This window comes from Nocardia sp. NPDC006982 (assembly GCF_042869435.1).
GTDB lineage: Bacteria > Actinomycetota > Actinomycetes > Mycobacteriales > Mycobacteriaceae > Nocardia.
Genome location: NZ_JBIAFV010000009.1, coordinates 245,941 through 272,646, shown reverse-complemented (window position 1 = coordinate 272,646; position 26,706 = coordinate 245,941). Strand labels below are relative to the sequence as shown.

The window sequence follows — 26,706 nt, the reverse complement described above, 5'->3', positions numbered from 1 at the left end:
GACTGTAGGGTCGGTGCCCGAGATCCGGACGTTATCGTCGGATCCGCGTCCTATTGGGGAGATTTATGAAGTACAAGAAGTTTGCCGCCACCGCAATGATGGCCGTTGCCGCCACCGGAATCGCGGCGGGTACGTCCGGCGCTGCGCCGGCGGGACCCGCGCCTGCCGTGCAGAACCAGGCCGCGCCCGTCGCCCAAGGCGAGGATCACGGTGTGAACTACGCGGTGCAACTCGTCGACAAGTCGATCGTCGCGGCGGTCACCGGTGGCGCGTTCAGTCTGGATGCCGACCAGAGGTACGTCACGGTGCAGAACACCGAGGGTGCGGTCGTCACCTCGATTCCGCTGCAGGCGCAGGTCGGGGACCAGCTGATCCCGATCGCGGCCACCATCGACCCTGCGGGCCGGCAACTGACGCTGACTCCGGAAGTCGAGTCGAACGCCGCGATCAGCGCCGAGGCCATCTCCTCGCAGGAGTGGTTCTTCAGCGAACTGCAGCGTGCCTCGCTCGGTGCCGTGATCGGCGGCATCATCGGATTCTTCTTCTTCGGCATCGGTCTGCCGGTGGGTGCGTTGATCGGACTGCTCATCGCGGGTGGTCCGAACCTGATCAATGCGGGCATCGCCTACTTCAGCGGGCAGCCCTGAAAACACTGATTCTGGGCGGCACCCGGGAAGCCAGGGAGATCGCCCACATCGCTTCCGGCGAGCGAGGATTCGATATCGTCTCCTCGCTCGCCGGTCGTGTTCGCGACCCGCTGCTGCCGGAGGGGGCAGTGCGGATCGGCGGCTTCGGTGGTGTCGAAGGTCTACGGAAGTGGTTGGCAGACAACGAGATCGCTGCCGTCATCGATGCCACACATCCGTTCGCGGGCACGATCAGTGCGAATGCGGCCGGTGCCGCAACGGATCTCGGTGTGCCGCTGGTGCATGTGCGGCGGCCGGGATGGTCCGAACAGCCCGGTGATCGGTGGATCCGGGTGCCGGATCTCGACGCGGCCGCGCAGGAGATTTCGCAGCTGGGGCAACGCATCTTCCTGACCATCGGTCGCCAAGGTGTCGCCGCCTTCGCGGACCTGACGGACCAGTGGTTCTTGATCCGTGCCATCGATCCGCCCACCGGCGCGCTGCCGCCTCATCACGAATTGCTGCTCGCGCGTGGGCCTTTCTCACCCGCGGATGAGCAGCGCCTGTTGACGCAACACCGGATCGACGCGCTGGTCACCAAGGACAGTGGCGGCGATCAGACCGCTGCCAAACTGGATGCCGCTCGCTCCGCGGGCCTTCCCGTGGTCGTCGTGGACCGCCCCGAGCTGCCGCCCGGCGCGGCGGTCGTGGAATCCGTCGACGCGGCGTGGAAGTGGTTGCGGGAGATCGCATCCCGCTGATTCAACGGCCGAGCAGTTCTGGCAGGCGGTCGAACCAGGCGAGTACGGTGCGCTCGTAGCCGATGCCGAATTCGAGGGTGGCGCGTTGATACTCGGACATGTCGGTGTGGTCGTCGGTGAGGTAGCGGTCGAGGCGCTGCTGGTGAATTTCCTTGTTGGCGGCAATGATTCGATCGAGGTGGTCGGGATCGACGTGCTTGCCGAAGGACAGGGTCAGTAGCAGCGGCACCCGAATGGTCTCCGCGCCGGGGTCACGGGCGATCCATTCGAGGAACGCTTCGCGACCGGCGTCGGTGATCAGATACGGTGTGCGTTCGCGTGCCCCGATCTCACCTTTTTCGACGAGTCCGGCCGCGTCCATGGCGGCCAGTTCCCGGTAGACCTGGCTTTGGGTGATGGTCCAGAAATCGCCGATCCGGTCCTGGGCCTCGGTCACCAGATCCCAGCCCGACATCGGACCGTCGTGCAGGAATCCGAGCAGCGACGCCGCCGTGGAATTCAGCGATTTGCGTTGTGTCGAGGTGTTCGCCAAGGTACTGCTCCTCTCAGTCTCAACGTTCCATAGTGGAATGTTATACGACTCCTGCCTCACACCTGCTGAGGCTCCCACGACGTGTCGCTAAGATGCAACTTGTGTCTAAGACGTATTCATCTGCCGAACTCGCCTATCGCGAGGTCAAGGAACGCATCCTGACCGGCGCGCTACCGGGTGGTGAGCTGATCAGCGAGGGCGAAATCGCCACCGACCTCGGTATGTCGCGGACCCCGGTGCGGGAGGCATTCCTGCGGCTCGAGGTGGAGGGGTGGATGCGGCTGTACCCCAAGCGCGGCGCGCTGGTGGTGCCGATTCCGCCCGCCGAGGCAGAACACGTCGTACACGCCCGCTATGTCGTGGAGGCCGCAGCGGTGCGCGCGGTGGTCGCGCAGGAGCGATCCGCGTTGATCGCTGAACTGCATGCCTCGCTGGACCGGCAGCGCGAACTGGCCGCCGCCGCGGACTTCGAGCGATTCGCGGTGGCGGACACCGACTTTCACCGCACCTATGTGGTCGCTGCGGGCAATCCGCTGCTCACCGGGTTCTACGACTCGTTGCGGGAGCGGCAGCGTCGCATGAACAGCGCTGCCCTGCATTGGGGTTCGACCGACACCGCTCGCATTATCGAGCAGCACACGCGTCTGGCCCATCTGATCGAAATGGGCGACGCGGCAGGATTCGCCATCGCGCTGGTGGACCATATGTCCGGCGTGCACCAGTTGGAAATGAGAGGCCTGTAATGGCAACGCTGCTCGCCGTCGACATCAGGTCGGCAAGACCACGGCAGGGTACGCGGAATTGGTGGAGTGTCGCGGCCACGATGTTCGCGATCGCCTGGGGCGGAAACGAATTCACGCCGCTTTTGGTGATGTACAAGGGCAACGGACTGCCGGTCACCACAGTGGACCTGCTGTTGTTCGATTATGTGCTCGGCATCGTGCCCGCCTTGCTGATCGGCGGGCCGCTCTCGGACCGCTACGGGCGTCGCGTGCTGCTGCGACCGGCGCCGTTGATCGGTGCGGCCGGTTCGCTGCTGCTGGCTTTCGGATCGGCATCGGTGCCGCTTCTATCGGCCGGACGGGTGCTGTGCGGGGTGGCGCTCGGGCTGGCGATGGCGGTGGGAAGCAGTTGGCTCAAGGAACTTTCGCAGCCGCCGTTCGGTCCGGAACTGCCCGCGGGAACCGGGGCGCGCCGCTCGGCGATGAGCCTGACCGGTGGGTTCGCCGTCGGTGCCGGTGCGGCGGGTGTGCTCGCGCAGTGGGCTCCGATGCCGAATACGTTGGCGTATCTGATCAATGTGATGCTGTGTCTGATCGCGGCGGTGTGGGTGGCTCGGGCGCCGGAAACATTATCGTCGCAGCGGAATTCGGGGCGGTTGATCGATGATCTGAAGATTCCCGCGGCCGCGCATCGCAGGTTCCGGTGTGTTGCGCTGCCGGTCGCGCTGTGGTTGTTCACCTCTGCCGCAACGGCTTATGCGGTGCTGCCCACTCTGCTGGCGCCGAAGGTGCACGGTGTACCGATCGCGTTCTCGGCGTTGATCACGGTGATCACGCTCGGCTGTGGTTTCGCGATCCAGTCGCTGGTGCGTCGGATCGATCGAGCGGGCACCGCCCGTGCCGCAGTTGTCGCGCTGGCGTTGGTCGTGTGTGGAATGGCCTCGGCCGCATGGGCTTCCGGCACATTGGCCTTGGTTCTCACAATCGTCACCGCTGCTGTGCTCGGTGCCGGATATGGGATCGGGCTGGTCGCCGGACTACAGGAGATCGAGCGGATTGCTCGTCGCGACGACCTCGCTGGACTGACTGCGGTGTTCTACTCCGTCAGCTACCTCGGCTTCGGTATTCCCGCGCTGCTGGCATTCCTGCATCAATCTTTCGGCCTGGAATACCCGACAATGTTCGCGGCCGCCGCTGTTGGGGCGGCCGGATGCTTGGCGCTCGTCGTTGGGAATTACCGCGCCTGAGAATTGTCGGGGATGCCGATCGGCATCCCCGACGAGGCCGCGGTCAGGCGCTCTTCGGCCGGTAGTGCAGCTCGGTCACCCCGCACTCGAATCCGGTGGCGGAGACGAGGTCGAGCCGGGTGGTGCCACGGAAGACCGGCAGGCCCGCGCCGATCGCGGTCGGGCTGACGAACAGGTGCAGGTCGTCGATGAGGTCCTCGGCGATCAGATTCGCGACGAGGGTGCCGCCGCCGTAGACGATGATGTCGCCCCCCGGTTGGGCCTTGAGGTTGTTGATGGTCTCGGCGAGGTCGCCGCCCGCGACGACGGTGTTCTCCCAGGGCGATTCGGTGAGGCTGTTGGAGATCACGACCTTGGGCGTGTTGTTCATCTTGTCGATGGCCACCTGGGGCTCGTGTTCCGGCTTGGAGGCCCAGTGCGGAATGAAGCCTTCGGCGAGTTTGCGGCCGAGCACGATGGTGTCGAATTCGGTGGTAATGGCGGTGACGCGGGCGGCGAGGTCATCGGACCACTGGAATGTCATCCAGTCCATCTCACCGTTCGGGCCGGACATGTAGCCGTCGATGGTGGTCTGCACCTGGAGTTTGAGCTTGCGCATGGGGTTGCCCTTCCGAAATCAACGCTGGTAGCGGCGCGAAGTGTAAACCTTGATGCCCTGCTCGGACTCGATTACGGCGGTGGTGGAGGCACCGATGACCAGCAGTGTGCGCATATCGACCTCGGCCGGATCAAGCTCGGCAAGGGTGACCACACGGACGGATTCGGTGGGCCCGCCGACATCGCGACCGAGCACCACCGGGGTGTCGGGCTTGCGATGCTCGAGCAGCACGTCACGCATCGCCGCGACCTGCCAGGTGCGCTGACTGGAGGCGGGGTTGTAGATCGCGATTGCCATATCGGCCGCCGCGACCGCCGAAAGTCGTTGTGCGACAACCTCCCACGGCTTGAGTCGATCCGAGAGCGAAATCATCGCGTAGTCGTGGCCGAGCGGCGCACCGACCCGGCTGGCGACCGCATTGGCCGCGGTGAGCCCGGGCAGCACGCGCACCGGCACCCCTTGCCACTGCGGATCGGCGGACTCCTCGAGTACCGCAGCCGCCATTGCGAAAACCCCGGGATCGCCCGAGGACACGACAACGACCTTGGCCCCCTGTTTCGCTAGATCCAATGCCATGGCGGCACGTTCGGATTCCACCCGGTTATCGCTGGCATGCCTGCGCTGCCCGGGACGCGACGGCACCCGATTGATATAGGTCGTGTAGCCGACCAGATCGGTGGCCTCGGCGAGTGCGCGTTCGACTTCGGGTGTGGTCCAGTCGGGCGAGCCCGGGCCGAGTCCGACCACCACGACCTCACCGAAATTGCTCGAGGTTTCCTCGACTCGCGAGCTGTCGAAAGGAACTGTCTGCGCAGTGCGGGATTCGCTGCCCGCAGCCTCGGGCGCTGCCCTGGAGAGCTCGGTATCACCCTGCGCGCCGATCAGCCCGTGCCCCGGATTCGTAAGCGACAGTGGGGTTGTCGGCTGCGGGCCGGGAACGAGGGTGATGGCGAAGTACGGTACATCCGCATCGTCGACGTCGGCGGCGGCGAGTACGCGCTGGCGGGTGCTGCTCGCGCGCTCGATGTAGTAGGCGTCGGCAAGGCGGCCGGAGTCCGAGAGGGCTTGGCGCACACCGGGATAGGTGCGGCCGAGCTTCATGATGGCGGCGGCGTCGGTATCGCGGAGGCGGCGGGTGAGCTCGTCGGTGGGCATGGTGCCGGGCAGGACGGTCAGTACCTGCTCACCCTCGACGAGCGGGGTGCCGAGGGCCGCTGAGGCCGCGCTAACGGAGGTGATGCCGGGGATGATCTCGGCCTCGAACCGGTCGGCCAACCGGCGGTGCATATGCATGTACGAGCTGTAGAAGAGCGGATCGCCCGCGGCGAGCAGTGCGACGGACCGGCCCGCTGCCAGATGGGTTGCCAGGCGTTCGGCGGCCTGTTCGTAGAACTCGTCGATGGCGCCCTGATAGCCGCCGGGATGGTCGGTGGTCTCGGTGGTCACCGGATAGATCAGGTGTTCCTCGAGTTGGCCCGCGCGCATATACGGCGCGGCGATGCCACGCGAGATGCTGCGACCGTGGCGTGCGCTGTGGAAAGCGATGACGTCGGCCTCGGCGATCACCCGCGCCGCCTTCACCGTCACCAGCTCCGGATCCCCGGGGCCGAGTCCGACGCCCCACAACTTGCCGTTGCTCATTCCTGTTCGCTCGCAATCGCGTTCAGTGCCGACGCGGTAATGGCGCTGCCACCGCGCCGCCCACGCACCGTCAGATATTCGACCCCGCCGAATTCGATCAGCGCGTCCTTGGATTCGGCAGCGCCCACGAAGCCGACCGGAATGCCGAGGATGGCGGCGGGCCGCGGCGCCCCCGCATTGATCATGTCGAGCAGATGGAACAGGGCGGTCGGCGCGTTCCCGATAGCGACCACCGCGCCCCCGAGGCGATCGCGCCACAACTCCAGCGCCGCGGCCGACCGCGTATTGCCCATCGCCGCAGCCAGTTCCGGCACCCGCGGATCAGCGAGGGTGCAGATCACGTCATTGTCGGCGGGCAACCGCTTGCGCGTCACGCCGGACGCGACCATCTGCGCATCACAGAGAATAGGAGCCCCCGCACGCAGCGCGCCCCGCGCCGCCGCCACCACTCCAGGCGAAAACGCCACGTCCCCGGCCAGATCCACCTGTCCGCACCCATGAATCATCCGCACCACAACCTGCGCCACATCCTGCGGAAACCCACTCAGATCCGCCTCCGCCCGAATCATCGCGAACGACCGCCGATAAATCTCGCCCCCATCACTGACATAACGAACATCGGACATGCCCCCACCATATGAGCCCTCCCTCCCCACGCCCGCTGCGGGTCGAGAATGCGAGGGTGGCGGCAAACATCGAGAGGGCACCTGGCTGAATGCATTCTCGGCGGATCAGGTTCGGGGGCGTTCGAGGATTCGGGACATGACTATGGAGCTGCGGGTGCGGCCTACTCGGGTGTTTTCGCGGATGCGTTCTACGGTTGATTCGATTTCGGCCATGTCTGTTGCCATGACGTGGACGAGGGCGTCGGCTTCGCCCGCGATGGTCCAGACGCCGACTACCTGGGGGATCGGTTCGAGGCTGCGGCGGAGTTCGGCGGGGGTGATGTTGTCGCGGTAGTAGACCTCGACGTAGGCCTCGGTGGTCCAGCCGAGCGCGGCGGGATTGACCAGTGCGGTGAAGCCGGTGATCTGGCGGCTGGCGACCATCTTGTCGACGCGGCGCTTGACCGCAGGTGCGGACAGTCCGACCTTCGCGCCGATCTCTTGGAACGAGGAGCGCGCCGATTTGAGCAGATGCGCCAGAATCTGCCGGTCGATGTCGTCCACGTCACACCCACTCCCAATCGGCGCAATGATTCGCTGAATTGGCTCTATCATGCGCAATAAATCGTTGTTTCTGGCGCAATACTAGGCGAATTACCTTCGTGTCAGTGGAATGATCCGCGCCTACCTCCGGGAGACACGTTGACCTCTGTAGCCACCCTCCGTATCGAGCCCGCGCGGCAGCCGTCGCCACGGCAGTTCGTGATGTGCCGTCCGGATCACTTCGACGTCTGCTACTCGATCAATCCGTGGATGAATCCGCAGGAACCCGTCGATCGGGCGCTGGCGCTATCGCAGTGGGAGACGCTGTGCGCGACATTCGAGCACTACGGCCACCGCATCGACGTGGTGCCGGGGGAGCCGGGTCTGCCCGACATGGTTTTCGCCGCGAACAGCGGCCTGATCGTTGGTGATCGGGCGATGTCGGCGCGGTTCACCCATGCCGAGCGGGCCGCGGAAGGTCCTGCATATCACCGCTGGTTCGCGCAGTTGGGTCTAGTGGAGCTGGTCGGGGCGCAGGAAACAAATGAGGGCGAGGGCGATTTCCTGCTCGTCGGTGCGCGCATGCTGGCCGCGACCGGGTTCCGGAGTTCGATTGCCGCGCACCGTGAGGTCGAGCGGTACTTCGATCTGCCGGTGGTATCGCTCGAACTGGTCGATCCGCGTTTCTATCACCTGGATACGGCGCTGATGGCCCTCGATGACACGAACGTCGCGTATTTCGCGCCCGCCTTCAGTGCCGCGAGTCAGGCGATACTGGCCGAGCTCTATCCGGACGCCATCCTCGCCACCGATGCCGATGCGGTGGTTCTGGGACTGAACGGTGTCTCCGATGGGCTGAATGTCTTCATCAGTAGTCGCGCCGACAACCTGGCTTCGGAGTTGCGTGCGCAGGGGTACAACCCGGTGGGCGTCGATCTGTCGGAGTTGTTGAAGGCCGGTGGTGGCGTGAAGTGCTGCACCCTGGAGATTCACGAGGACCCGCGGAGTGCACCGACCGCGGTTGCATCGTAAGGCGCGAGCACCGCTGTCAGAACGGGAGTTTGGTGCGCAAACCGCTGACGCCCGGTTCGGCCAGCGGGTGGAGTTCGGCAACGAATTTGAACAGCAGGAGTGCGCCGCTGATCTGTAGCAGGGCCAGGGGGATTTCGGCGACGCAGGCGATGGTGATGGAGAACCAGACGTCGCGAGAGTTGGCGGTCGTGATGTCGAACCAGGCGTCCACGAGCAACAGCAGCCCGGTGCCGAATGCGGGCAACATGAGCAGTTGCTTGCGCTGCCAGCCCAGATAGGCGGTCGTCGCCATCATGATGACCAGCAGTATGTCGAACCCGACCCAGGTCAGCGTCCAATTACGGGCCTGATAGTCAGGCGGCAGCGCCACCGCGAGGTACACGATCCACGGAATCAGCGCGATCGACCCACCCACCATCAGCGTCAGCCGCACTCGCCGATGTATCCGCACCACCTCCGGGCGCGGCAACACCCCCTCCGGTGGCAACTGCAACCGCCGAATCAACTCCCGCCGCTCCTGCGCCGACATCGCATCGATCTCGGCATCACCGAGCCGCCCGAGCGTCATAGGAACACTCCTCCCACGAGTCAACCACTGCCCTCACCGTGCCACGCGCTGGGCCCGAGAACCAGCTCGACTGGGCCCTTTGCGGCGCACATGCCACAGTCACGTCCTGTCGCTTTCAGCAGATAGCAAACCACCGCGGCGCCGGATCGTCGGTCCGCGGACTGCGGCGCGATATGGTGGTTCGGGATTCCCTGCGATCGCTCGCTGGGCAGTGTCAGCCGATGCGGTAACCGCTTTCGGTGGCGACGATGTCGGTGACCGGGCCGCGGGGACGGCCGCAGCGGCGTTCGCAGCCGGACCAGTGTTGGCGGCCGACGACTGCGACTTCGTCGGCTGTGCGGAGTGTCGGGCCGGGTTCTGTTGCGTGGCCGCCGGCATCGCTGTCTGGGGCGGGCTGGTCGGTGGGAAGTACGCGACCGGTTTGGACGGCGGCTGCGGCGTCTGCGCGGACGTCGGTGAGCGCCTTCGCACACCCGGGTTGACCCGCGCATGCGCTGACCTGGAGCCAAGGGGAGTTGGCGTCGAAGATCAGGCCCATGGGGGCTAGTACGCGGACGACCTGTTCGGCGGGCCATTCCGCTAGATCGGTGATTACCAGGCTGCGCCAAGGGGTGATGAAGATGGGGCGTTCGATGGCGGCGATGAATTCGGCGATGCGGGCGGGCAGGGAGCCGAGGCGAACGGCCGCCCCGAGGCTGACCAGGCCATTGTCCTGGTCGAGCCAGCCGATCGGAATGTCATGGGCGGCACCGAATTCCAGGCGTTCGGGGCCGGGGGACAGGCCGAGGATATCGATTACTCGCCGCACACCGTCATCGACTTCGTGCAGTCGCCATTGACTCGAGCCGAGATCGAGGAAGGCGTGCGCGGCGGCAAGCATCACATGGACCCCGTCGGCCGCGGATACTCGGATGCCGGAGTCGCCACCGGCCAGCACGAGCGCGAATTCCGCTGCGCCCGTCGCGTGTACGCCGATATCGCCACCGAGGCCGCTGATATCGCCGCGACCGTCGTCGAGGGTGAACAGCACGCGGCCGGGCAACTCCGCCAACCGCGGTGCGGCGCGCAAGCCTGTGTCGAGCGCCGGAACGAGCGGACGTACGTCCGCCCTGCCACCGATCCGACCCGACAGCGGTGACGCGACGATATTGCGCACCCGCTCATGCGTATCGCTCGGCAACAGCCCGGCACCCGCCAGCCGCTCACTCAGCGCGGCCGCATCACGCACCTGTCGCAACTGCACATTGCCCCGCGAGGTCAGCTCGATATTCCCATCGCCGAGTTCTGCGGCCGCCTCGGCCAACACCTGCAACTGCCCCGGCTCCAGCCGCCCACCAGGCAGCCGAATCCGAGCCAACGGGCCATCGGCCGCCTCATGCAGCCGCAGCACGCCGGGGCAGGAATCGGGATTCGTACGCGTCATGACCCATCCAGCCTACGACCCCGCCGCCGCGCCATCAGCGACGGCTGCAACGTGTGACCGCCGAAAGGGGCCAGCCGCGAAATCCGGCGACGACAGTGACGCTTGACCGCGAGAGCGCCTCGTCGCGAATCCCGCGCAATCGGCGCTATGCCCGCTCGGCCGTGACCGTCGCATCGTCCTTGGGGGGCTGCGTCAGCGCCGGATCGCGGCCTGATCATGTGAGCGAGCAGATGGGGCCGCGCACCAGAAGGCATTCGAGCCTGGCAACGTACAGCCAAGACGGCACTGATCTCCGGTGTCTCGCACTAACGCTCGGTGCGGCCGGACAATAGCGACCGACCAGTCGGCGTAAACCCCGGCCCGCCATTAAGGTTGGCGGAATGAGCGAAATCTCCACCGTTGCCGACCGACTCGCGATCATCGACGTTGTCACCAGGATGTTCGTCTACACCGATCAGAAGCGCTGGGATGACCTTGTCGCGGAGGTATTCACGCCGAAGGTCGACTTCGATGGTGGCTTCGGCGGCGAGGTGGCGGTGCGGCCCGCAGCCGATATCGTCGGCGATTGGCGCACGGGTCTCGCCGACCTCGACGGCGTCCATCACCAGGCGGGCAACTACCTGGTCGATCTGCAGGGCGACCACGCCGAAATCCACGCCGACGCCATCGCGGTGCACGTGAAGAACGATGCATCCCATGGCAAGACGCGCACCTTCGTCGGCAGCTACAGCATCGGCGCCGAACGCTCCGCTGCGGGCTGGCGCGTCGACAAATTCCACTACCACCTGAAGGTGATCGACGGAAACGCCGACCTGACCTGAGCGTCGGGCACTTACCTGTCGGCAAGCGGTGCGAGGCGGCGGGCTAGCATCTGGTTGCTCGGCGGGCGATGAGGAAACCGGTGGAACTCCGGTGCGGTCGCGCCACTGTCGAAAGCCAGACCCTCTCCGGCGAGCACCGTAACCGATGGGCGCGTCACCCGAGGAAGGCTGCCACCTGTGATTTTGCTGCTGTCGACATCCGACACCGATCTGTTGAGCGCGCGTGCGAGTGGTGCGGAATATCGGTGGGGGAATCCGGCTCGGCTGTTGGTCGACGACCTGCCCGCGCTGCTCGACGGCGTCGATCTGGTGATCGTGCGTATCCTCGGCGGCAAGCGCGCCTGGGAGGACGGGCTCGCGGCCGTGCGCGCGAGCGGGGTGCCGATGGTGGCGCTCGGCGGTGAGATTGCACCCGACGCCGAGTTGATGGAATGCTCGACGGTGCCCGGTGGTGTGGCCGCCGACGCGCACAACTACCTCGCCGCCGGCGGTGCGGAAAATCTCCGTCAGCTGCACAACTTCCTTTCGGATACGGTGCTGCTCACCGGCCACGGCTTCGAGCCGCCGGTGCAACTGCCGAGTTGGGGCGAGTTGGAGCGCACGCCGAGCACTGATCTGGGCACAACTGCCGAGCGCCTCCCGACAGTGGCCGTAATCTATTACCGCGCACAGCATCTCGCCGGAAACACCGCCTACATCGACGCCCTCTGCACGGCAATCGAGAACGCCGGTGCGAAGGCCTTGCCGCTGTACTGCGCGTCCCTGCGCACCGCCGAGCCGGAACTCCTCGACACCTTGCGCACCGCAGACACACTGGTGGTAACCGTGCTCGCGGCGGGCGGCACCAAGCCCGCCAACGCATCGGCCGGTGGCGACGACGAGGCCTGGGATGTCGCCGCCCTCGCCGAACTCGATGTGCCCATCCTGCAGGGCCTGTGTCTCACCAGCGGCCGCGCCCAATGGGAGGCCAACGACGACGGGCTCTCCCCGCTGGATGTCGCTACCCAGGTGGCCGTCCCGGAATTCGACGGCCGCATCATCACGGTTCCGTTCTCCTTCAAGGAATTCGACGCCGACGGACTGTCTACCTACGTGCCGGATCCCGAGCGCGCGGCTCGCGTCGCCGGTATCGCGGTCCGGCACGCACGGTTGCGCCACATCCCGGCCGAACGGCGACGCATCGCCATCATGATGTCGGCGTATCCGACCAAGCATGCGCGCATCGGCAACGCCGTCGGCCTGGACACCCCGGCCAGCGCGATCCGGCTCCTCACCGAGATGCGCACTGCCGGTTACGATCTCGGCGACGAGAGCGAGGTACCAGGACTCACGGAACGCGACGGAGACGCGCTGATCCACGCGCTGATCGCCGCGGGCGGTCAGGATCCGGACTGGCTCACCGCCGAACAGCTCGGAGGCAACCCGATCCGCATCAGCGCCGACCAGTACACCAGCTGGTTCGACACCCTGCCCGATGATCTGCGCGAAGCCGTGATCGAGGCGTGGGGACCGCCACCCGGCGAACTCTACGTCGATCGCTCCGCCGATCCCAAGGGCGAAATCGTCATCGCCGCACTGCGTTTCGGCAATATCGTATTGATGGTGCAGCCGCCACGCGGCTTCGGCGAGAACCCGGTCGCCATCTACCACGACCCGGACCTGCCGCCCAGCCACCACTATCTCGCCGCGTATCGATGGATCGCCGCGCCGGACGGTTTCGCCGCCGACGCCATGGTGCACCTCGGCAAGCACGGCAATCTGGAATGGTTGCCCGGCAAGACCCTCGGCATGTCCGCCTCCTGCGGCACCGACGCCGCGCTCGGTGACCTGCCGCTGATCTATCCGTTCCTGGTCAACGACCCGGGCGAGGGTACCCAGGCCAAGCGCCGCGCCCACGCGACCCTCGTCGACCACCTCATTCCGCCCATGGCCCGCGCCGAAAGCTACGGCGATATCTCGCGTTTGGAGCAACTGCTCGACGAACACGCCAATATCTCGACCCTCGACCCGGCCAAACTGCCCGCCATCCGCCAGCAGATCTGGACGCTCATGCGCGCCGCCAAAATGGACCACGACCTGGGTCTAGCCGAGCGCCCTGACGAGGATGTCTTCGACGATATGCTGCTGCACGTCGACGGGTGGCTGTGCGAGATCAAGGATGTACAGATCCGCGACGGTCTGCACGTCCTCGGGCAGGCGCCGGCGGGGGAAACCGAACTCGACCTGGTCCTCGCCATGCTGCGCGCGCGCCAACTGTGGGGTGGCGAACGGAATGTGCCGGGTCTGCGGGAGGCCTTGGGGCTGAACGAATCCGGTACCGAGGTGCGCGAACGAGTCGACGCGGTCGAGACCCAAGCGCGTGAGTTGCTCGCCGCACTGCAAGCTGCCGAGTGGTCCGTAGACGCCGTCGACGGAATTGTCGACTCACTGGACGCACCCGCCCCGACGTCTGCTGCGGCGCGAACTGTGCTGCGCTTCGCCGCGACCGAGGTCGTGCCCCGCCTACGCCAGACCGGCATCGAGATCGATCGAATCCTGCACGCGCTCAACGGCGGTTTCATCCCGGCCGGGCCCAGCGGATCCCCATTGCGCGGCCTGATCAATGTCCTGCCGACCGGTCGGAACTTCTACTCGGTCGACCCGAAGGCGGTTCCGTCCCGACTGGCCTGGGAGACCGGGCAGGCCATGGCGGATTCGCTGCTCGATCGATACAAGACCGATCACGGTGAGTATCCGCGCTCGGTCGGGCTGTCGGTGTGGGGCACCTCCGCCATGCGCACCTCAGGCGACGACATCGCGGAAGTCCTTGCGCTGCTGGGCGTCCGCCCGGTCTGGGATGAGGCGAGCCGCCGGGTCACCACCTTGGAGGTGATACCGCTCGCGGAACTGGACCGTCCACGTATCGACGTGACGGTCCGCATCAGCGGCTTCTTCCGCGATGCTTTCCCGCATGTGCTCGCGTTGCTCGATGACGCAGTCCGTCTGGTCGCCGACCTCGACGAGCCCGCCGAGTCGAATTACGTTCGCGCCCACGCCCAGAACGACCTCGCCGAACACGGCGACAAGCGCCGCGCCACCACCCGCATCTTCGGCTCCAAACCCGGCACCTACGGCGCAGGCCTGCTGCAATTGATCGACTCGAAGAGTTGGCGCACCGACGACGACCTCGCGCAGGTGTACACCGCTTGGGGCGGCTTCGCCTACGGTCGCGACCTCGACGGCGCACCCGCCGCCGACGATATGCGCACCGCGTACCGCCGGATCACGGTGGCCGCCAAGAACACCGACACCCGCGAACACGATATCGCCGACTCCGACGACTACTTCCAGTACCACGGCGGCATGGTCGCCACCGTGCGCGCGCTGACCGGCAAGAACCCTGAGGCCTACATCGGCAACAGCACCCGACCCGACGCCGTGCGCACCCGCACGCTCTCGGAGGAGACCGCACGCGTCTTCCGTGCCCGAGTTGTGAATCCGCGCTGGCTCGAAGCGATGCGCCGCCACGGCTATAAGGGTGCATTCGAAATGGCGGCCACCGTGGACTACCTCTTCGGCTACGACGCCACCACCAATGTCGTGGCCGACTGGATGTACGAAAAGCTCGCGGAGAGTTACGTTTTCGATGACGTGAATCGAAAGTTCATGGAACAGTCCAACCCGTGGGCGCTGCACGGCATTGCCGAGCGTCTGCTGGAGGCGGCGCAACGGGAGTTGTGGGAGCATCCGGAGCAGGCAACACTGGACCGATTGCGCCAGATCTACCTGGAGACCGAGGGTGAACTGGAATAGCGGGAAAAGCAATACCCCAGTTCCTTGGGTATTTCCAATTATTTGATCTTGCAACGTAATTCGATTTCCTGATTCCCGCGACGCCGAGTGTGTCGAGGGCGCATGATGATTGATGTCCGATGTCCGTTTCTCGGGAACATCGATCGAATCGGCTGGATGATTGGAAATCATAATGAAGATCAAAAAGTTGGTAGCGACAACGGTTTTGACCGTTGCCGCGACAGGCATCACCGCGGCCACTGCCTACGGCTCGCCGGAAGTATCGTCGGAAACAGTTCTCAACGGCGTTGATCACGGCGTCCAATACACCGCCGCGGTGGCGACGGACCGCTCCGATGCCACCATCACGCTGGCCGCGGGCAAGTTCGTCCTGACGCCCGATGCGGGCATCACGGTGCTCGCACCCGACGGCTCCGTGGTCGCCACCGTACCGACCACACTGCAGACGGTGGCGGGTCAGCAGGTACAGGTCACGCCCGAAGTCGACGCCACGGCAACGACATTGACGCTGACGCCGGTCAACGCGCCGGCACCGCAATCGGCCCCGTTGCAGTTCATCGGTGATGCGGGTACCACGGTCGCCGGTGTGTTGATCGGATGCGCCGTCGGTGCGCTGATCGGGCTGCTGTTCTTTATCGTCGGATTCCTGCCCGGATGCGTCATCGGGGGAATCATCGGCGGTATTGCCGGCGCCAATCAGTAATGAGGTAATTCGAGCTGTTTGAGTAAGTCTCGAACGGGTACTCCCGGCCGGGCATTCCGTGGCATTCGCCCGACCGGGGTTGCCGCTCACCGAAATTCAGGACACATCGCATTTTAATTCTCGCCCGCCGCTTTCCGAAACCGTTCGGCAGTTGCTCGGAGGTGCGTGGCGAGCTCCGGAGCGTCCAGGACTTCGAAATCGACGTCGAGCAGGCCGAGATACAACGTCAACGAATGGGGCGTGTCCGAACCGACCTGGATCACACAGTGGTTCGGGCCATCGGGTTCTACCGTCACGGCGGCGGGCAGACGCATACGCACGGCGGTAGCCGGGGCCGCTACCCGCACCGTGGCGCGGTAGCGCCACGTCGCGGCGCCGACGCCACGCTGTATACGTTCGGCCACGTCGGTTTCCGGAACACTGCGCGGGGTGAAGCGCGCACCGTTCGGTGTCCGCGGCGTCATCCGGTCGACCCGGAACGTGCGCCAGTCCGCGCGCCCGACATCCCACGCCACCAGATACCAGCGGCCGTTCCAATGCGCGAGCCGATGCGGTTCCACCTCACGCCGCGTGAGCGATCGTTGCTCGATTGCGTCCGAATGGGTTTCGTAATCGAACCGCAGCCGCTCACTCGCCCGGATCGCCGCGGCGATGGCGGTCAGCACTCCCGCGTCCACATTCGTCTGACCCGGATGCGGCACGTGCACGGTGGCGGCCGTCAGCGCCTGCACCCGGTGCCGCAGCCGCGATGGCAGCACCTGCTCCAGCTTGGCCAGCGCCCGCACCGAAGTCTCCTCGATCCCGGTCACCGCCCCATTGGCCGCGGTCGCCAACCCCACCGCCACGGCCACGGCCTCCTCGTCATCCAAAAGCAATGGCGGCAGCGAAGATCCGGCTCCCAGTCGATACCCACCCGCAACCCCCGGCGTCGCATCCACCGGATACCCGAGCCTGCGCAACCGCTCGATATCCGTACGAATAGTCCGCGTAGAAACCCCGAGCCGCTCAGCCAACGCGGGCCCGGTCCAATCCCGATGCATCTGCAGCAACGACAACAACCGCAACAACCGCGCCGAAGTTTCCAACATCGGTCGATCATCTCAGGAATTGCGGAAGGAAGCCTTCCGTAATCGACCGGGCGCGCCGCTGCACCGGTGTGCGGCCGTTGCCGAGTCGCGGTACCGTCCGGCAACGTGAGACCGAGGTTTGGCGTCGCGGTTGCAGTTGCCGGGTTGATTCTGGCCGCTTGCGGGAGTGCTTCGGACGCGAATTCCGCACTGCCGAGTACAGGTGGCAGCGCAAACGGGTTCGTGCATCCGGGCTCGGTGGTCGACCGAGCGCAGCTCCAATTCGTTCGCGACCGGGTCAAGGCTGGAGCGGAGCCGTGGACCTCTGCGTCGCATGCGGCTGAGCAGAGCAAATACGCCGATCTCTCCGCTGTGCCCAAGCCGCGGCCAGTGGTCGACTGCGGTTCGTATTCCAAGCCGGATAACGGCTGCAGCGACGAGATCCACGATGCTGTCTCGGCTTACACCGAGGCGCTTCTTTGGACCTACACCGGCGACCCGCGCCGCGCGGACAAGGCCGTGGAGTTCATGGACGCCTGGGCGGTCACAATCCACGACCACACCAACAGCAATGCCCGAGTCCAAACGGCATGGGCAGCCGAGATCTGGCCGAAGGCCGCCGAGATCGTCCGCCACACCAGCGACCGCTGGCCCGCCGACCGCCTCGCCCGGTTCTCCGACATGCTGCGCACCGTGTACCTGCCCAAAATCGTCGACGGCGCACCGCGCGAAAACGGTAACTGGGAGCTGTCCATGATCGACGGCACCATGCAGAGCGCCGTATTCCTCGATGACAGAGAACTTTTCGACCGAGCCGTTGCCATGTGGCGCAACCGGGTCCCCACCTACTTCTACTTGACCAGTGACGGCCCCCTGCCGCTCGCGCCGCCAGGCGGCCTTCACGACGGCCCCGATAAACTGACCCAATACTGGTATGGCCAAACGACTTTCGTCGACGGACTGGCCCAGGAAACCTGCCGCGACCTGGCCCATACCCAATGGGGCCTCGACGCCGCGAGCAACGCCGCAGAGACCGCCCGCCATCAAGGTGTCGACCTTTACGCCGCCGAACAACAACGCCTCACTGCCGCAATGGAATTTCACGCTCGCTACCTCACCGGCACTCCACCGCCGGACTGGCTGTGCGGCGGAAAACTGAACCGGATCACCTTCGAACCCACCTGGGAAATGGCCTTCAACCACTACCACTCGGCCCTCGGCCTCGACCTCCCCGCGACCCGCCGACTACTCGACTCCCACCGTCCCACCGCAGTAGACCACTTCTTGGACTGGGAAACCCTCACCACCGCCGACACCGAAAACCGCTGATTCCGGATCGGTTCCAGTGCGCTCGTCGGCGACCGGCTCGACTGCACCGGCGCATTCCATTCCGAATCTGATTCAGAAATGCGGAACAAAGTCTTCCGCAATGGGGTCGAGAGTGGTTCTCATGACGAAAACAGAGCCTATTCGCCCCTTCCGGATCGACATTCCGCAGGTCGAGCTCGACGAGTTGCGTGCGCGCCTCGCGAGCACCCGGTTGCCGCATTCGGTGCCCGGCACGGAATCCGATTGGGGGCGTGGCGTTGCGCCGGGTTACCTGCGGGAGCTGGCCGAGTATTGGCGGGATGGGTTCGATTGGCGGGCGCAGGAAGCCAAGCTCAATGCGTATGACCAGTTCACGACCGAGATCGATGGGCAGACCCTGCATTTCTTCCATGCGCGTTCGCCCGAGCCGGATGCGGTGCCACTGCTGATCACGCACGGGTACCCGAGTTCGGTCGTCGAGTTCCTCGAGCTGATCGGTCCGTTGACCGATCCGAGGGCGCACGGTGGGGATCCGGCGGACGCGTTCCATGTCGTGATTCCGTCGCTGCCGGGTTTCGGGTTCTCCACGCCGCTCGCATCGACCGGATGGGAGTTGGCGCGCACCACCGAGGCTTTCGCCGAACTCATGTCTCGGCTCGGCTACGAGAAGTTCGTTGCTCAGGGCGGTGACATCGGTGCGGGTGTGACCGGGCGCTTGGCCGCCACTCATCCGGAGCGGATCATCGCGACGCATGTGAACAGTGACCGGGGCTCACTCGGTCTGGTGGGCGAGCAACTGCCGATGCCCGATGATTTGACCGAGGACGAACTGTCCGCCATCCAGGCTGCGCAGGCCAGGTGGAATCAGCAGAAGGGCTATCTGGTCCTGCAGTCCACCCAGCCCAATGCCATTGCCGCCGCGCTGACCGATTCGCCGATCGCGCAACTGGCGTGGATCGCGGAGAAGTTCCAGGTCTGGACCGATCCGACCCGCGCAACCGGCGAGGCGGTGGACCGCGACCTGCTGCTGACCAATATCAGCATCTACTGGTTCACGCGCGGTGGCGCTTCGGCCGCGCAATTCCTCTGGGAGACGGCGCATTCCGGGATGGATTGGGTGGCGTCGTCGGGTGTGCCGCAGGGGTGGGCGGTATTCAATACCGATCCGCTGATGCGTCGGGTGATGAATCCGGATGGGTACATCGAGCACTTCAGCGAGTACACCGAGGGCGGTCATTTCGCTGCGCTGGAGCAGCCGCAACTCCTCGTGGACGATCTCCGTACGTTCTTCCGCGCCTACCGCGGCTGATCAGGGGCGCGCCCCCTGCCACCCGCTGGATGCCCTCAACCTCCAGGCCCATGGAGCTGCCCAGTCCGCGCAGCCGGTGCGTGGTACCCAACTCGGCGTGCGGGTCCGGCAGCCGGATCCCCTCGGCTTCCGCGGCCTGGCACACCAAGCGGTTGACACTGACGGCATCGGCTGCCAGCACGGTGAACACGATCGCCGACCCGGGCGTGCGACTCGGACGGCCGTGTCGGCCTGTCAGCGCGACGGCCTCCCGCACGGCCAGCCCTGTTCCGGTGGGCCACGTCGAGGACCTGCGATGCTGACGCGGCGTGGCCAGGCGGACTGCTTCTTGCGCCAGCCACCGGTGCATGGCGCTGGTGTCGCGTCGCTGCCCGCTGGTCGAACTCCGCGCCGCCTTGTGCGGGGTCGGCGAACGCCGGTGCTGCGGTACGCAGGGGGCCGGTCAGTGCGCCGCCGACCATCAGCGCGGCAAGCAGCTTGTGCAGCGCCGGAGGGGGGCCCAGCGGGGTGTGGCCGCGGTGCACCTCCCGTGACGGTCGGGGCGGCGCGGTTCACTAATTGGCGGCCAGCACTGCCGCGAGGCCTTCTTGCAGATCCTTGACGAAATACTCGGGAACCTCCAGCGACGGGAAATGTCCCCCGGTTTCGGGCGACCTCCATCGGACGATCTGTCGGTACCGCTGCTGTGCCCAGGGGCGCGGACACTTCTCGATGTCGCGGGGATAGATACTGATTGCTGACGGGACGTCGACCCGAAGGTCGGGGTCGAGCGAGAGGTGGCTTTCGTAGTAGATGCGGGCCGACGATGCGCCGGTCCGCGTCAGCCAATACAGGGTGACGTCGTCGAGAATGCGGTCTCTGGAAATCGTCTCGAACGGGCTGTCTTCGGTATCTGTCCACTCGGCGAACTTGTCGAGGATCCAGGCGAGAAGCCCGACTGGTGAGTCGACGAGCGAGTAGCCGATGGTCTGCGGTCGGGTCGCCTGCTGCTTCGCGTACGCCGCGCGGTAGCTCCAGAAATCGCGGGTTTCCTCGGTCCATTTGCGCTCGGTCGCCGTCAGCCCGTCCGTTGTCAACCCGGGCGGTGCCTGCGGGGTCAGCGTGTGGATGCCGAGAACGTGCCCCGGGAACCTGCCGCCGAGGACCGTGGTGATCACACCTCCCCAGTCGCCGCCGTGGGCTGCGAACTTGTTGTAGCCGAGCCTTTCCATCAGTTCCACCCATGCGGCCGCGATCTTTTCGATTCCCCACCCGGTGGTGGCAGGCTTGTCGCTGTAACCAAAGCCCGGTAGCGACGGGGCCACGACGTGGAACGCAGGCGCGTCTGCGTCTGTCGGATCTGCCAGCTCGTCTACTACATCGACGAACTCGGCAATGCTGCCCGGCCAGCCGTGCGTCATGATCAGAGGTGTGGCATCCGCGCGCGCGGATCGGCGGTGTAGGAAGTGGATTCCCAGGTCATCAATGGTCGTGCGGAACTGGCCGATCCGGTTGAGGCGCGCTTCGAACGACCGCCAGTTGTACTCGGTGCGCCAGTAGTTCACGACATCGACGAGGTCGGCGAGAGGAACGCCCTGTTCCCATCGGCGAGGGTCGGGCGCGGCGCGATAGACCGTCTCAGCTTCCGGCAGTCGTGCCGCGGCTAATCGCGCGCGCAGATCGTCGAGGTCAGCATCTGTTGCGTGGGCTTCAAATGCTTGCACGTCGCTGGTTGGACGGTTCATGAGATCTTGCCGCCGAAGTGAGCTGCCGTGGTGACGACGCCGCGATCAATGCCGGGTGCTGCGTCGGCGACGAACCAATGTGTGGGCATGAGACCTCCTGCTCATCGTGGAACCGGCTAAGGCCTGCCTCGAACCGGCTAAGGTGGTTCTAACATGTTTCTGTGTCAGCGTGCAACCTTCTAAGGTGGTTCCATGTCTGCTCGGTTCCCTGAATTCCGTCTCGGCAACGTGCTAGCGACCAGCTTCACGGCGACTCTGACGGAGCGTCGTGGCGACGCTGTGGAACGCATTCCCACGCCTCAGCGACTTGTCGACTGGCTGGCAGTGAACGGCCTAGCCGTAGAGTCCTGCACCCCCGCCCAGCTCGAACTCGCTTGGGAACTGAGGGAATCGATTCACGCCGCCGTGACAGCGGCCGCGATCCAAGACGCTCTGCCTGCGTCTGCTGTCCAGGTCATCAATGACTGCAGCATTCGGGGTCGGGCCGCAGCTGTACTGACGCCCGAGGGCCATCGGCGATGGCGACTCAGCTCGGCTTCCTGTGTAGAAGATGCCCTAGGCGTGATCGCCGCCGACGCGATCAGCATCATCGCAGGCGAACGAGACGGAAAATTGGCCTTGTGCGCATCGCCAACCTGCCGAGCCGCCTTCTTCGACACCAGCCAAAGTCGTACCCGCAAATGGTGTGACATGAACACGTGCGGGAATCGTCAGAAGAAGGCGCGCTTCAATGCCAACCAGCGCAAAAACACCAGACCAGCAAAGTAATCCCTCAGTTCCGCGCCGACGTCGACGCCTGGGTCGCCGCGCTGCGTGGCGCCGGTCGACGGCCCTCGCGGTCGGTCGCTTGGGCGACCGTGCGAACTCTGCGAAGGCCTTCTGCGGTTGCGTCGGCCGCCAGATGTCGCGTCGCGCGGCGACCATACGCAGGCTCGTCCCATTACGTCGTCAGGCGTACGCGTGAGTCTGTCCGCATACGGATGTCGTGGTCGGCGCCCCGGCCTACCGTTTCGGGTATGACTTGGAACGAAGTGAGCACGAGCAGGTTCGCCCTGCTGACCACCTACAAGAAGGACGGCACGCCGGTCGGCGCCCCGGTATGGGTGGCTCCGGACGGCGAGCGAATCGTGGTGTGGACCAATTCGAAGACCTGGAAGGTCAAGCGTATTCGCCGCAATCCGGCGGTGACCCTGCAGATGTGCGACGGTCGTGGCCGCCCGAAGAACGAGGAGAAGGTTGCGGGCAAGGCCGAATTGCTCGATGCCGCGGGAACACAGCGGGTGCGCGACCTCGTCTCGCGCAAATACGGGATCATCGGCACCGTGCTGATCCGTCTGCACAAGCTGTTCAAGGGCGCGGACGGGTCCATCGGGATCGGGATTACACCGGCGTAGGTCAGGCCGATTCCGCGAGGCCCGCCGAGCGCCAGGTATCGGCGAGTTCCTGCAGCGGAATCTCCAGGGCAGCCGCCAGCGACACGATCGTGCCGAATGCGGGAGTCGGCAGCCGTCCGGTCTCGATCTTGCGCAGCGTCTCCGGTGAAATTCCGGCGACCTGGGCGATCAGGGCCGGGTCGCGATCGGCGCGCGCGGCCCGCAGCCGGGCTCCGAGACGGCGACCGGCCTCGACCTGGGCGGGAGTCAGCGGAAGTCGGACCATGTGCCCAGACTATGGACGGTATTTAAATACCGCAAGCTCCACCGTTGTACTTCACCCGGAACGGTCCGCCGACACTGTTGAACAGCAGATCCCCATTCGGAAAGAACTGGATCAGCGCGTAGGCGCCGTTGCCGAGATTGCTCTGCCCGAAGATGGTGCGGTGCACTGTCTTTCCGGATTTCCAGTCCAGACCGTTCACCTCCCAGCCGTCGGTCTTGGTGTAACCGTTGACGAAAACCACACCGGATTTGCTGCTCTCGGTGGGCACCATGCTCGTGGAGACCACATCGGCGCGCGACCACACCGATGACCAACTGTGGCTGGCCGGATCCCATTGGAACCGCTCGATACCCGACGGCGGCGCGAATACCGGGCCGCCCGCGAGCACATCGATGAGCCGATCGGGCGCGCCTTGCGGCCGGGCATTGTTGACCACGAATGCGCCGTAGCCGTCCACCACGACCGACTGCTCGCTCTGGATGAATTCGGGCTGCGGATTCAGACCGGCCGTCACCTGGATCTGGTCGGCGATCCGGTTGGATGTGGTGCCCGGCTTCGGTTGGAACCCGTCGGGAATGGCGTCGCGCCAGAAAGCGACCAGTTTCATCCGATCGGCGCCGTCGGTGATCACCACGAGCCGGTCGTCCGTGCCGTAGCCCATCAGGGTGGGTGTCGAGCCGGTGCCGATGCCGAACTTCACCGCGGGTGGCTGTTGGCCGAAATCGTAGGGTGAAGCCCATGCGCCGTCGGTGGCGGCGGTCGAGAGTTTGGATCCGGTCCAGACGATCTTGCGCATGATCTTGTCCGAGGCGGCGTAGATCCCGCCCTTGTCGTCCACGGCCATGGCATTGGAGACCACCTCGTCCGCACCGAAATGGACCTGCTGCGGTTCGCCCTGCAGGCTGCGGTCGATGATCGACAGCCCGCGGGTGCTGAGCACGGCCAATTTGCCGTCATAGGTCATATTCAGGCCGACGATGGACTCGGGTTGACCGCTCAGACCAGGGCCGCTGCCCAGCCAGGGTTTGAAGTCGAGGGTGCGCAGAACCCGTACGCCCGCTTCGGGATTGTTCGCATTCGTCAAGCCGAACACGACGATCTGCGCGTTCTGCGTGACGTAGTAGACCCGATTGTCCTTGTCCACCAGGCTGTAGACGCCATTGGCGATGCGCGTCCAATCGATGCCCCAGTCGTTGTGCACGGCGGCCTCCACCTGACCCGGGTCGGTGAAGTGCTGGTCGAGCACCTGGTCCAACGCTTGCGACGGTATCGGTTTCACGCCCGGTGCGTCCGCACGTGCGATTTCGTGGAACATGCCATTGGCGACCTGAACATAGACCACGCCCTGGGTGGAGGAGACCCACATGTGGTCCGGATCGGTGGCGGCGAGCGTCATGATATTGACTGGTCCCGAGGTGATGCGCTGCTGCTGCTTCGGGTCGATATGGAATTCGCCCTGCGGCGTTTGGTACGGGAAGGTGTCGGACTGGCCGGGATCGATATGGGTGAGCCCATAGGTCGCGGCGGCGAGGTAGGGATTGCGGGCGGGGCCTGCGGTGGTGCCCGACTGGTTCTCCTTCTTCGCCGAATCGCCGCCGCAGGCGGGAATGGCCAGGGCCACGGCCAGCGCCCCGGCGACGACGAGTGCCTTGTGGCGCGGGCGCATCGCTTGCTCCTCTACGTTCGCTATCGGGGAGTCGATCGGGCGGAACGCATGCCGCTCGGAGCGGCGAACAACCAAACAAACCAGTGCTCTTTCGCGTTCGCGAACATAACACATCGCCTGGTCACGCGGGGTGATTGGTATTTTTATACCGACCGCAGCTATGCTCGGTATAAAAATACCGAGGTGGAGGTTTGGGCATGGTGGAGTTGAAGTCGCCGGGAGAGATCGAACGCATGCGGGTGGCGGGGCGCTTCGTCGCCGAGATCCTGGCCGAACTGCGTGCGCTGGCCCGGGTCGGAGTGAATCTGCTGGAGCTGGAACAGCATGTGCGGCAGCGGATTCGGGAGCGCGGCGCGGTGTCGTGCTACTGGGACTATGCGCCGTCGTTCGGGCGCGGGCCATTTCGGAATACGATCTGCCTCTCGGTGAATGATGCTGTCCTGCACGGACTTCCGTTCGACTATGCGCTGCGCGACGGGGATGTCCTCAGCATGGATCTGGCGCTGGGCGTCGACGGGTGGGTCGCCGATTCGGCCACCAGCATGATCGTCGGCACCGCCGATGCGGAGGATCTGCGGCTGATCAAGGCTACCGAGGATGCGCTGGCGGCTGCCGTCGCGGTTGCGTTGCCCGGCAATCGGATCGGCGATATCTCCGCCGCCATCTCCGCGGTCGCGCGGGCGAATGGCTACCCGGTCAATACCGAATTCGGCGGGCACGGACTCGGGCGGACGATGCACGAGGATCCACATGTGCCGAATGTGGGACGCGCCGGTCGCGGGTATCCGCTGCGACCCGGTTTGACCATTGCGATCGAGCCGTGGTTCGCACGCACGACCGACCGGATCTACACGGATCCGGATGGTTGGACGATCCGCTCGGCGGATGGCTCGCGGACCGCGCACTCCGAACACACAGTCGCGATCACCGCGGACGGACCCCAGGTGTTGACCGCTGCCGCATAACCCGTCTCAATCCGTTTCGGAGAGCCAATCCGCGAGATCGGTGGCGGCGCGTAACTCGGCCGCGACGCTCGCGCGTTCGGCTTTCGAAAGCGATATGCCCCTGAGTTCGGCGCGTACCTTCTCGGCCCGCTCGGAATCGCCGGTGGCGACGGCCAATTCGGTCAGTGCGGCAAGTGCCCGAGCCTTGTCGACGGCCGATGCTTCCGCGCCGTAGCGACGGAGACCGACATCGAGCACCCGGACCGCGGTCGCGTCGTCATTCTTGAAATCGCGCAGGATGCGGACATTGTCCAAAACCCGTGCCAGGCCGTCGAGTTCGCGGGAGCCGCCGTAATCGACGTCCTCGGGCTCGTCGCGCTGAATGTAGATGATGGTATTGCCGACCGGGTCGACCACGCTGAATCTGCTCTGGCCGGGGCGGAACCGGGTGATGCGTGGACAACCCTTCGCGGGCACCTTCCCATAGCGCTTGCGCAGCGCAGCGGTAAATGTGCCGTGTCGCTCGGCGACGTCGTCGAGCATGATCAGGCAGCCGACCTGTTCGGTGGGGAGTTCGATGCCCGGCGGTGCGGCGGCGAAATGGACCGCACAGCCATTGGCCTCGATCGCGCCGTAGGGATATGGCCTGGTCTGCTCGTGGGTCACCGTGTAGCCCAGCGCTCGGTAGAAGTCGAGGGTGTCCTTCAGATCGCCGCTCCACAACACCGGAACCGCCGAATCGCCTGTCATCGCTCTGCCTCGCTAGCGGTAATCAATTTTGACTACCCGAGGTTAGGGCGGTGAAATGTTGGAAGTCAAATTTGAGTAGTATAGCCGTTTCGAGAGAAGGGAAGTCCGGATGTCGGCTGTGCGCCTGCTCGTCCTCGGCGTGATGCGGTCGCGTCAGCCCACCTACGGCTACGCCGTGCGTCGCGAACTGCTGTCCTGGCGGGCCGAAACCTGGACCAATGTGAAGCCTGGGTCGATCTATCACGCGCTGAAACAGCTGACGCAGGAAGGGAAATTGAGCGCGTTCGGCACCCAGGGCAGTACCGAGGGGCCGGGGCGGACCCTGTTCGAACTGACCGAGGCGGGGGAGGCCGAGTTCCGCAAGCTCATGGACGAGGCGCTGGTCAGCGTCGATATGGAAGAGCTCGGTGCGGGTATCGCGTTCATGGATGCGTTGCCGCGCGCGCACGTCATCGAGAAGTTGCGCGAACAGCGCCGCAATGCCGCGGCGGTTCGTGACGATCTGATCGCCATGATCCCGACCTTCCCCGGCCGGTACGAACCACCGCATGCGACCGATCTGCTCGAGCTGTGGAGCGGCGTTTTCGACAACCTGTCGAACTGGACCGGTGGCGTGCTCGAGCGCCTGGAGGCCGGTGAATACCGGATGTCGGACTGATGGCAGG

Annotated in this window: 26 protein-coding genes; 14 read left to right on the top strand and 12 right to left on the bottom strand. The window is 65.3% G+C overall.

Translation table 11 applies throughout. The annotated features are described in order from the left end of the window. Positions 1–65: 65 nt before the first annotated feature. Together ACFYOW_RS31865 and ACFYOW_RS31860 are read left to right on the top strand one after the other, a co-directional pair. The gene (locus ACFYOW_RS31865) at positions 66–647 is read left to right on the top strand and encodes a hypothetical protein (RefSeq protein WP_387293774.1); all 582 of its coding nucleotides are present in this window, start codon (positions 66–68) and stop codon (positions 645–647) included. Further along, on the top strand, positions 644–1,387 hold the full coding sequence (locus tag ACFYOW_RS31860; protein WP_387293819.1) for a cobalt-precorrin-6A reductase: 744 nt from the start codon (positions 644–646) through the stop codon (positions 1,385–1,387). The genes ACFYOW_RS31865 and ACFYOW_RS31860 overlap by 4 nt, the downstream gene beginning before the upstream one ends. Position 1,388: 1 nt before the next feature. Here ACFYOW_RS31860 and ACFYOW_RS31855 read toward each other — a convergent pair whose 3' ends face one another. Continuing rightward, positions 1,389–1,919 carry a PadR family transcriptional regulator gene (locus tag ACFYOW_RS31855; RefSeq protein WP_387293773.1) on the bottom strand — a complete coding sequence of 177 codons (531 nt, stop codon included), beginning with the start codon at positions 1,917–1,919 and terminating at the stop codon, positions 1,389–1,391. A gap of 101 nt (positions 1,920–2,020) precedes the next feature. Between ACFYOW_RS31855 and ACFYOW_RS31850 the strand changes: the two genes are divergently transcribed. Continuing rightward, on the top strand, positions 2,021–2,662 hold the full coding sequence (locus ACFYOW_RS31850) for a GntR family transcriptional regulator (protein WP_387293772.1): 642 nt from the start codon (positions 2,021–2,023) through the stop codon (positions 2,660–2,662). Continuing rightward, positions 2,662–3,888: an MFS transporter gene (locus ACFYOW_RS31845; RefSeq protein WP_387293771.1), complete on the top strand. Its 1,227-nt coding sequence runs from the start codon at positions 2,662–2,664 to the stop codon at positions 3,886–3,888. The genes ACFYOW_RS31850 and ACFYOW_RS31845 overlap by 1 nt, the downstream gene beginning before the upstream one ends. Before the next feature lie 43 nt (positions 3,889–3,931). Here ACFYOW_RS31845 and ACFYOW_RS31840 read toward each other — a convergent pair whose 3' ends face one another. The 4 genes from ACFYOW_RS31840 to ACFYOW_RS31825 form a co-directional block, all read right to left on the bottom strand. After that, the gene (locus ACFYOW_RS31840; protein WP_387293770.1) at positions 3,932–4,486 is read right to left on the bottom strand and encodes a dihydrofolate reductase family protein; all 555 of its coding nucleotides are present in this window, start codon (positions 4,484–4,486) and stop codon (positions 3,932–3,934) included. A gap of 18 nt (positions 4,487–4,504) precedes the next feature. Next, a complete protein-coding gene (gene cobJ / locus ACFYOW_RS31835) occupies positions 4,505–6,127 on the bottom strand; it encodes a precorrin-3B C(17)-methyltransferase (protein WP_387293769.1) in 1,623 nt (540 codons plus the stop codon). Next, complete coding sequence (locus tag ACFYOW_RS31830; RefSeq protein WP_387293768.1) at positions 6,124–6,753, bottom strand: precorrin-8X methylmutase; 630 nt, start codon at positions 6,751–6,753, stop codon at positions 6,124–6,126. The genes cobJ and ACFYOW_RS31830 overlap by 4 nt, the downstream gene beginning before the upstream one ends. A 105-nt stretch (positions 6,754–6,858) precedes the next feature. After that, positions 6,859–7,296 carry an Lrp/AsnC family transcriptional regulator gene (locus ACFYOW_RS31825; protein WP_387293767.1) on the bottom strand — a complete coding sequence of 146 codons (438 nt, stop codon included), beginning with the start codon at positions 7,294–7,296 and terminating at the stop codon, positions 6,859–6,861. A gap of 138 nt (positions 7,297–7,434) precedes the next feature. Here ACFYOW_RS31825 and ddaH point away from each other — a divergent pair, with 138 nt between their 5' ends. Continuing rightward, positions 7,435–8,307 carry a dimethylargininase gene (ddaH, locus tag ACFYOW_RS31820; RefSeq protein ID WP_387293766.1) on the top strand — a complete coding sequence of 291 codons (873 nt, stop codon included), beginning with the start codon at positions 7,435–7,437 and terminating at the stop codon, positions 8,305–8,307. 16 nt (positions 8,308–8,323) lie between these two features. On the opposite strand, the gene ACFYOW_RS31815 is transcribed toward ddaH, so the two are convergent. Continuing rightward, positions 8,324–8,875: a hypothetical protein gene (locus ACFYOW_RS31815; protein WP_387293765.1), complete on the bottom strand. Its 552-nt coding sequence runs from the start codon at positions 8,873–8,875 to the stop codon at positions 8,324–8,326. Positions 8,876–9,089: 214 nt separating this feature from the next. Next, positions 9,090–10,298 carry a precorrin-3B synthase gene (cobG, locus tag ACFYOW_RS31810; protein WP_387293764.1) on the bottom strand — a complete coding sequence of 403 codons (1,209 nt, stop codon included), beginning with the start codon at positions 10,296–10,298 and terminating at the stop codon, positions 9,090–9,092. Between the two features lie 380 nt (positions 10,299–10,678). Here cobG and ACFYOW_RS31805 point away from each other — a divergent pair, with 380 nt between their 5' ends. From ACFYOW_RS31805 to ACFYOW_RS31795, 3 genes are all read left to right on the top strand, one after another. After that, positions 10,679–11,119 carry a nuclear transport factor 2 family protein gene (locus tag ACFYOW_RS31805; protein WP_387293763.1) on the top strand — a complete coding sequence of 147 codons (441 nt, stop codon included), beginning with the start codon at positions 10,679–10,681 and terminating at the stop codon, positions 11,117–11,119. A gap of 177 nt (positions 11,120–11,296) precedes the next feature. Further along, positions 11,297–14,911 carry a cobaltochelatase subunit CobN gene (gene cobN / locus ACFYOW_RS31800; protein ID WP_387293762.1) on the top strand — a complete coding sequence of 1,205 codons (3,615 nt, stop codon included), beginning with the start codon at positions 11,297–11,299 and terminating at the stop codon, positions 14,909–14,911. A gap of 172 nt (positions 14,912–15,083) precedes the next feature. Then, positions 15,084–15,614: a hypothetical protein gene (locus tag ACFYOW_RS31795; protein WP_387293761.1), complete on the top strand. Its 531-nt coding sequence runs from the start codon at positions 15,084–15,086 to the stop codon at positions 15,612–15,614. A gap of 113 nt (positions 15,615–15,727) precedes the next feature. On the opposite strand, the gene ACFYOW_RS31790 is transcribed toward ACFYOW_RS31795, so the two are convergent. Beyond that, positions 15,728–16,702 (bottom strand): helix-turn-helix transcriptional regulator, encoded by a 975-nt coding sequence (locus ACFYOW_RS31790; protein WP_387293760.1) that lies wholly within the window; start codon positions 16,700–16,702, stop codon positions 15,728–15,730. Between the two features lie 105 nt (positions 16,703–16,807). Between ACFYOW_RS31790 and ACFYOW_RS31785 the strand changes: the two genes are divergently transcribed. Then, positions 16,808–18,010, top strand: coding sequence for an alginate lyase family protein (locus tag ACFYOW_RS31785; RefSeq protein WP_387293759.1), 1,203 nt, complete (start codon positions 16,808–16,810; stop codon positions 18,008–18,010). Positions 18,011–18,131: 121 nt separating this feature from the next. Further along, positions 18,132–19,298, top strand: a complete 1,167-nt coding sequence (locus tag ACFYOW_RS31780) for an epoxide hydrolase family protein (protein WP_387293758.1) — start codon at positions 18,132–18,134, stop codon at positions 19,296–19,298. A 554-nt stretch (positions 19,299–19,852) separates the two neighbouring features. Here the strand turns inward: ACFYOW_RS31780 and ACFYOW_RS31775 are convergent. After that, positions 19,853–21,022 (bottom strand): epoxide hydrolase family protein, encoded by a 1,170-nt coding sequence (locus tag ACFYOW_RS31775; protein ID WP_387293757.1) that lies wholly within the window; start codon positions 21,020–21,022, stop codon positions 19,853–19,855. A gap of 192 nt (positions 21,023–21,214) precedes the next feature. Between ACFYOW_RS31775 and ACFYOW_RS31770 the strand changes: the two genes are divergently transcribed. Together ACFYOW_RS31770 and ACFYOW_RS31765 are read left to right on the top strand one after the other, a co-directional pair. Then, on the top strand, positions 21,215–21,790 hold the full coding sequence (locus ACFYOW_RS31770; RefSeq protein WP_387293756.1) for a CGNR zinc finger domain-containing protein: 576 nt from the start codon (positions 21,215–21,217) through the stop codon (positions 21,788–21,790). Positions 21,791–22,038: 248 nt separating this feature from the next. Next, positions 22,039–22,416, top strand: coding sequence for a PPOX class F420-dependent oxidoreductase (locus tag ACFYOW_RS31765; RefSeq protein ID WP_387293755.1), 378 nt, complete (start codon positions 22,039–22,041; stop codon positions 22,414–22,416). Position 22,417: 1 nt separating this feature from the next. Here the strand turns inward: ACFYOW_RS31765 and ACFYOW_RS31760 are convergent, their stop codons facing one another. Both ACFYOW_RS31760 and ACFYOW_RS31755 read right to left on the bottom strand, forming a co-directional pair. Continuing rightward, on the bottom strand, positions 22,418–22,681 hold the full coding sequence (locus ACFYOW_RS31760; protein ID WP_387293754.1) for a helix-turn-helix domain-containing protein: 264 nt from the start codon (positions 22,679–22,681) through the stop codon (positions 22,418–22,420). A 22-nt stretch (positions 22,682–22,703) separates the two neighbouring features. After that, a complete protein-coding gene (locus ACFYOW_RS31755; RefSeq protein ID WP_387293753.1) occupies positions 22,704–24,347 on the bottom strand; it encodes a hypothetical protein in 1,644 nt (547 codons plus the stop codon). A 197-nt stretch (positions 24,348–24,544) separates the two neighbouring features. Between ACFYOW_RS31755 and map the strand changes: the two genes are divergently transcribed. Then, a complete protein-coding gene (gene map, locus ACFYOW_RS31750; protein ID WP_387293752.1) occupies positions 24,545–25,312 on the top strand; it encodes a type I methionyl aminopeptidase in 768 nt (255 codons plus the stop codon). Between the two features lie 6 nt (positions 25,313–25,318). On the opposite strand, the gene ACFYOW_RS31745 is transcribed toward map, so the two are convergent. Continuing rightward, complete coding sequence (locus tag ACFYOW_RS31745; RefSeq protein WP_387293751.1) at positions 25,319–26,041, bottom strand: glyoxalase; 723 nt, start codon at positions 26,039–26,041, stop codon at positions 25,319–25,321. A gap of 109 nt (positions 26,042–26,150) precedes the next feature. On the opposite strand from ACFYOW_RS31745, the gene ACFYOW_RS31740 reads away from it, so the two are divergent. Then, the gene (locus tag ACFYOW_RS31740; RefSeq protein WP_387293750.1) at positions 26,151–26,699 is read left to right on the top strand and encodes a PadR family transcriptional regulator; all 549 of its coding nucleotides are present in this window, start codon (positions 26,151–26,153) and stop codon (positions 26,697–26,699) included. The last annotated feature ends 7 nt before the right edge of the window (positions 26,700–26,706 follow it).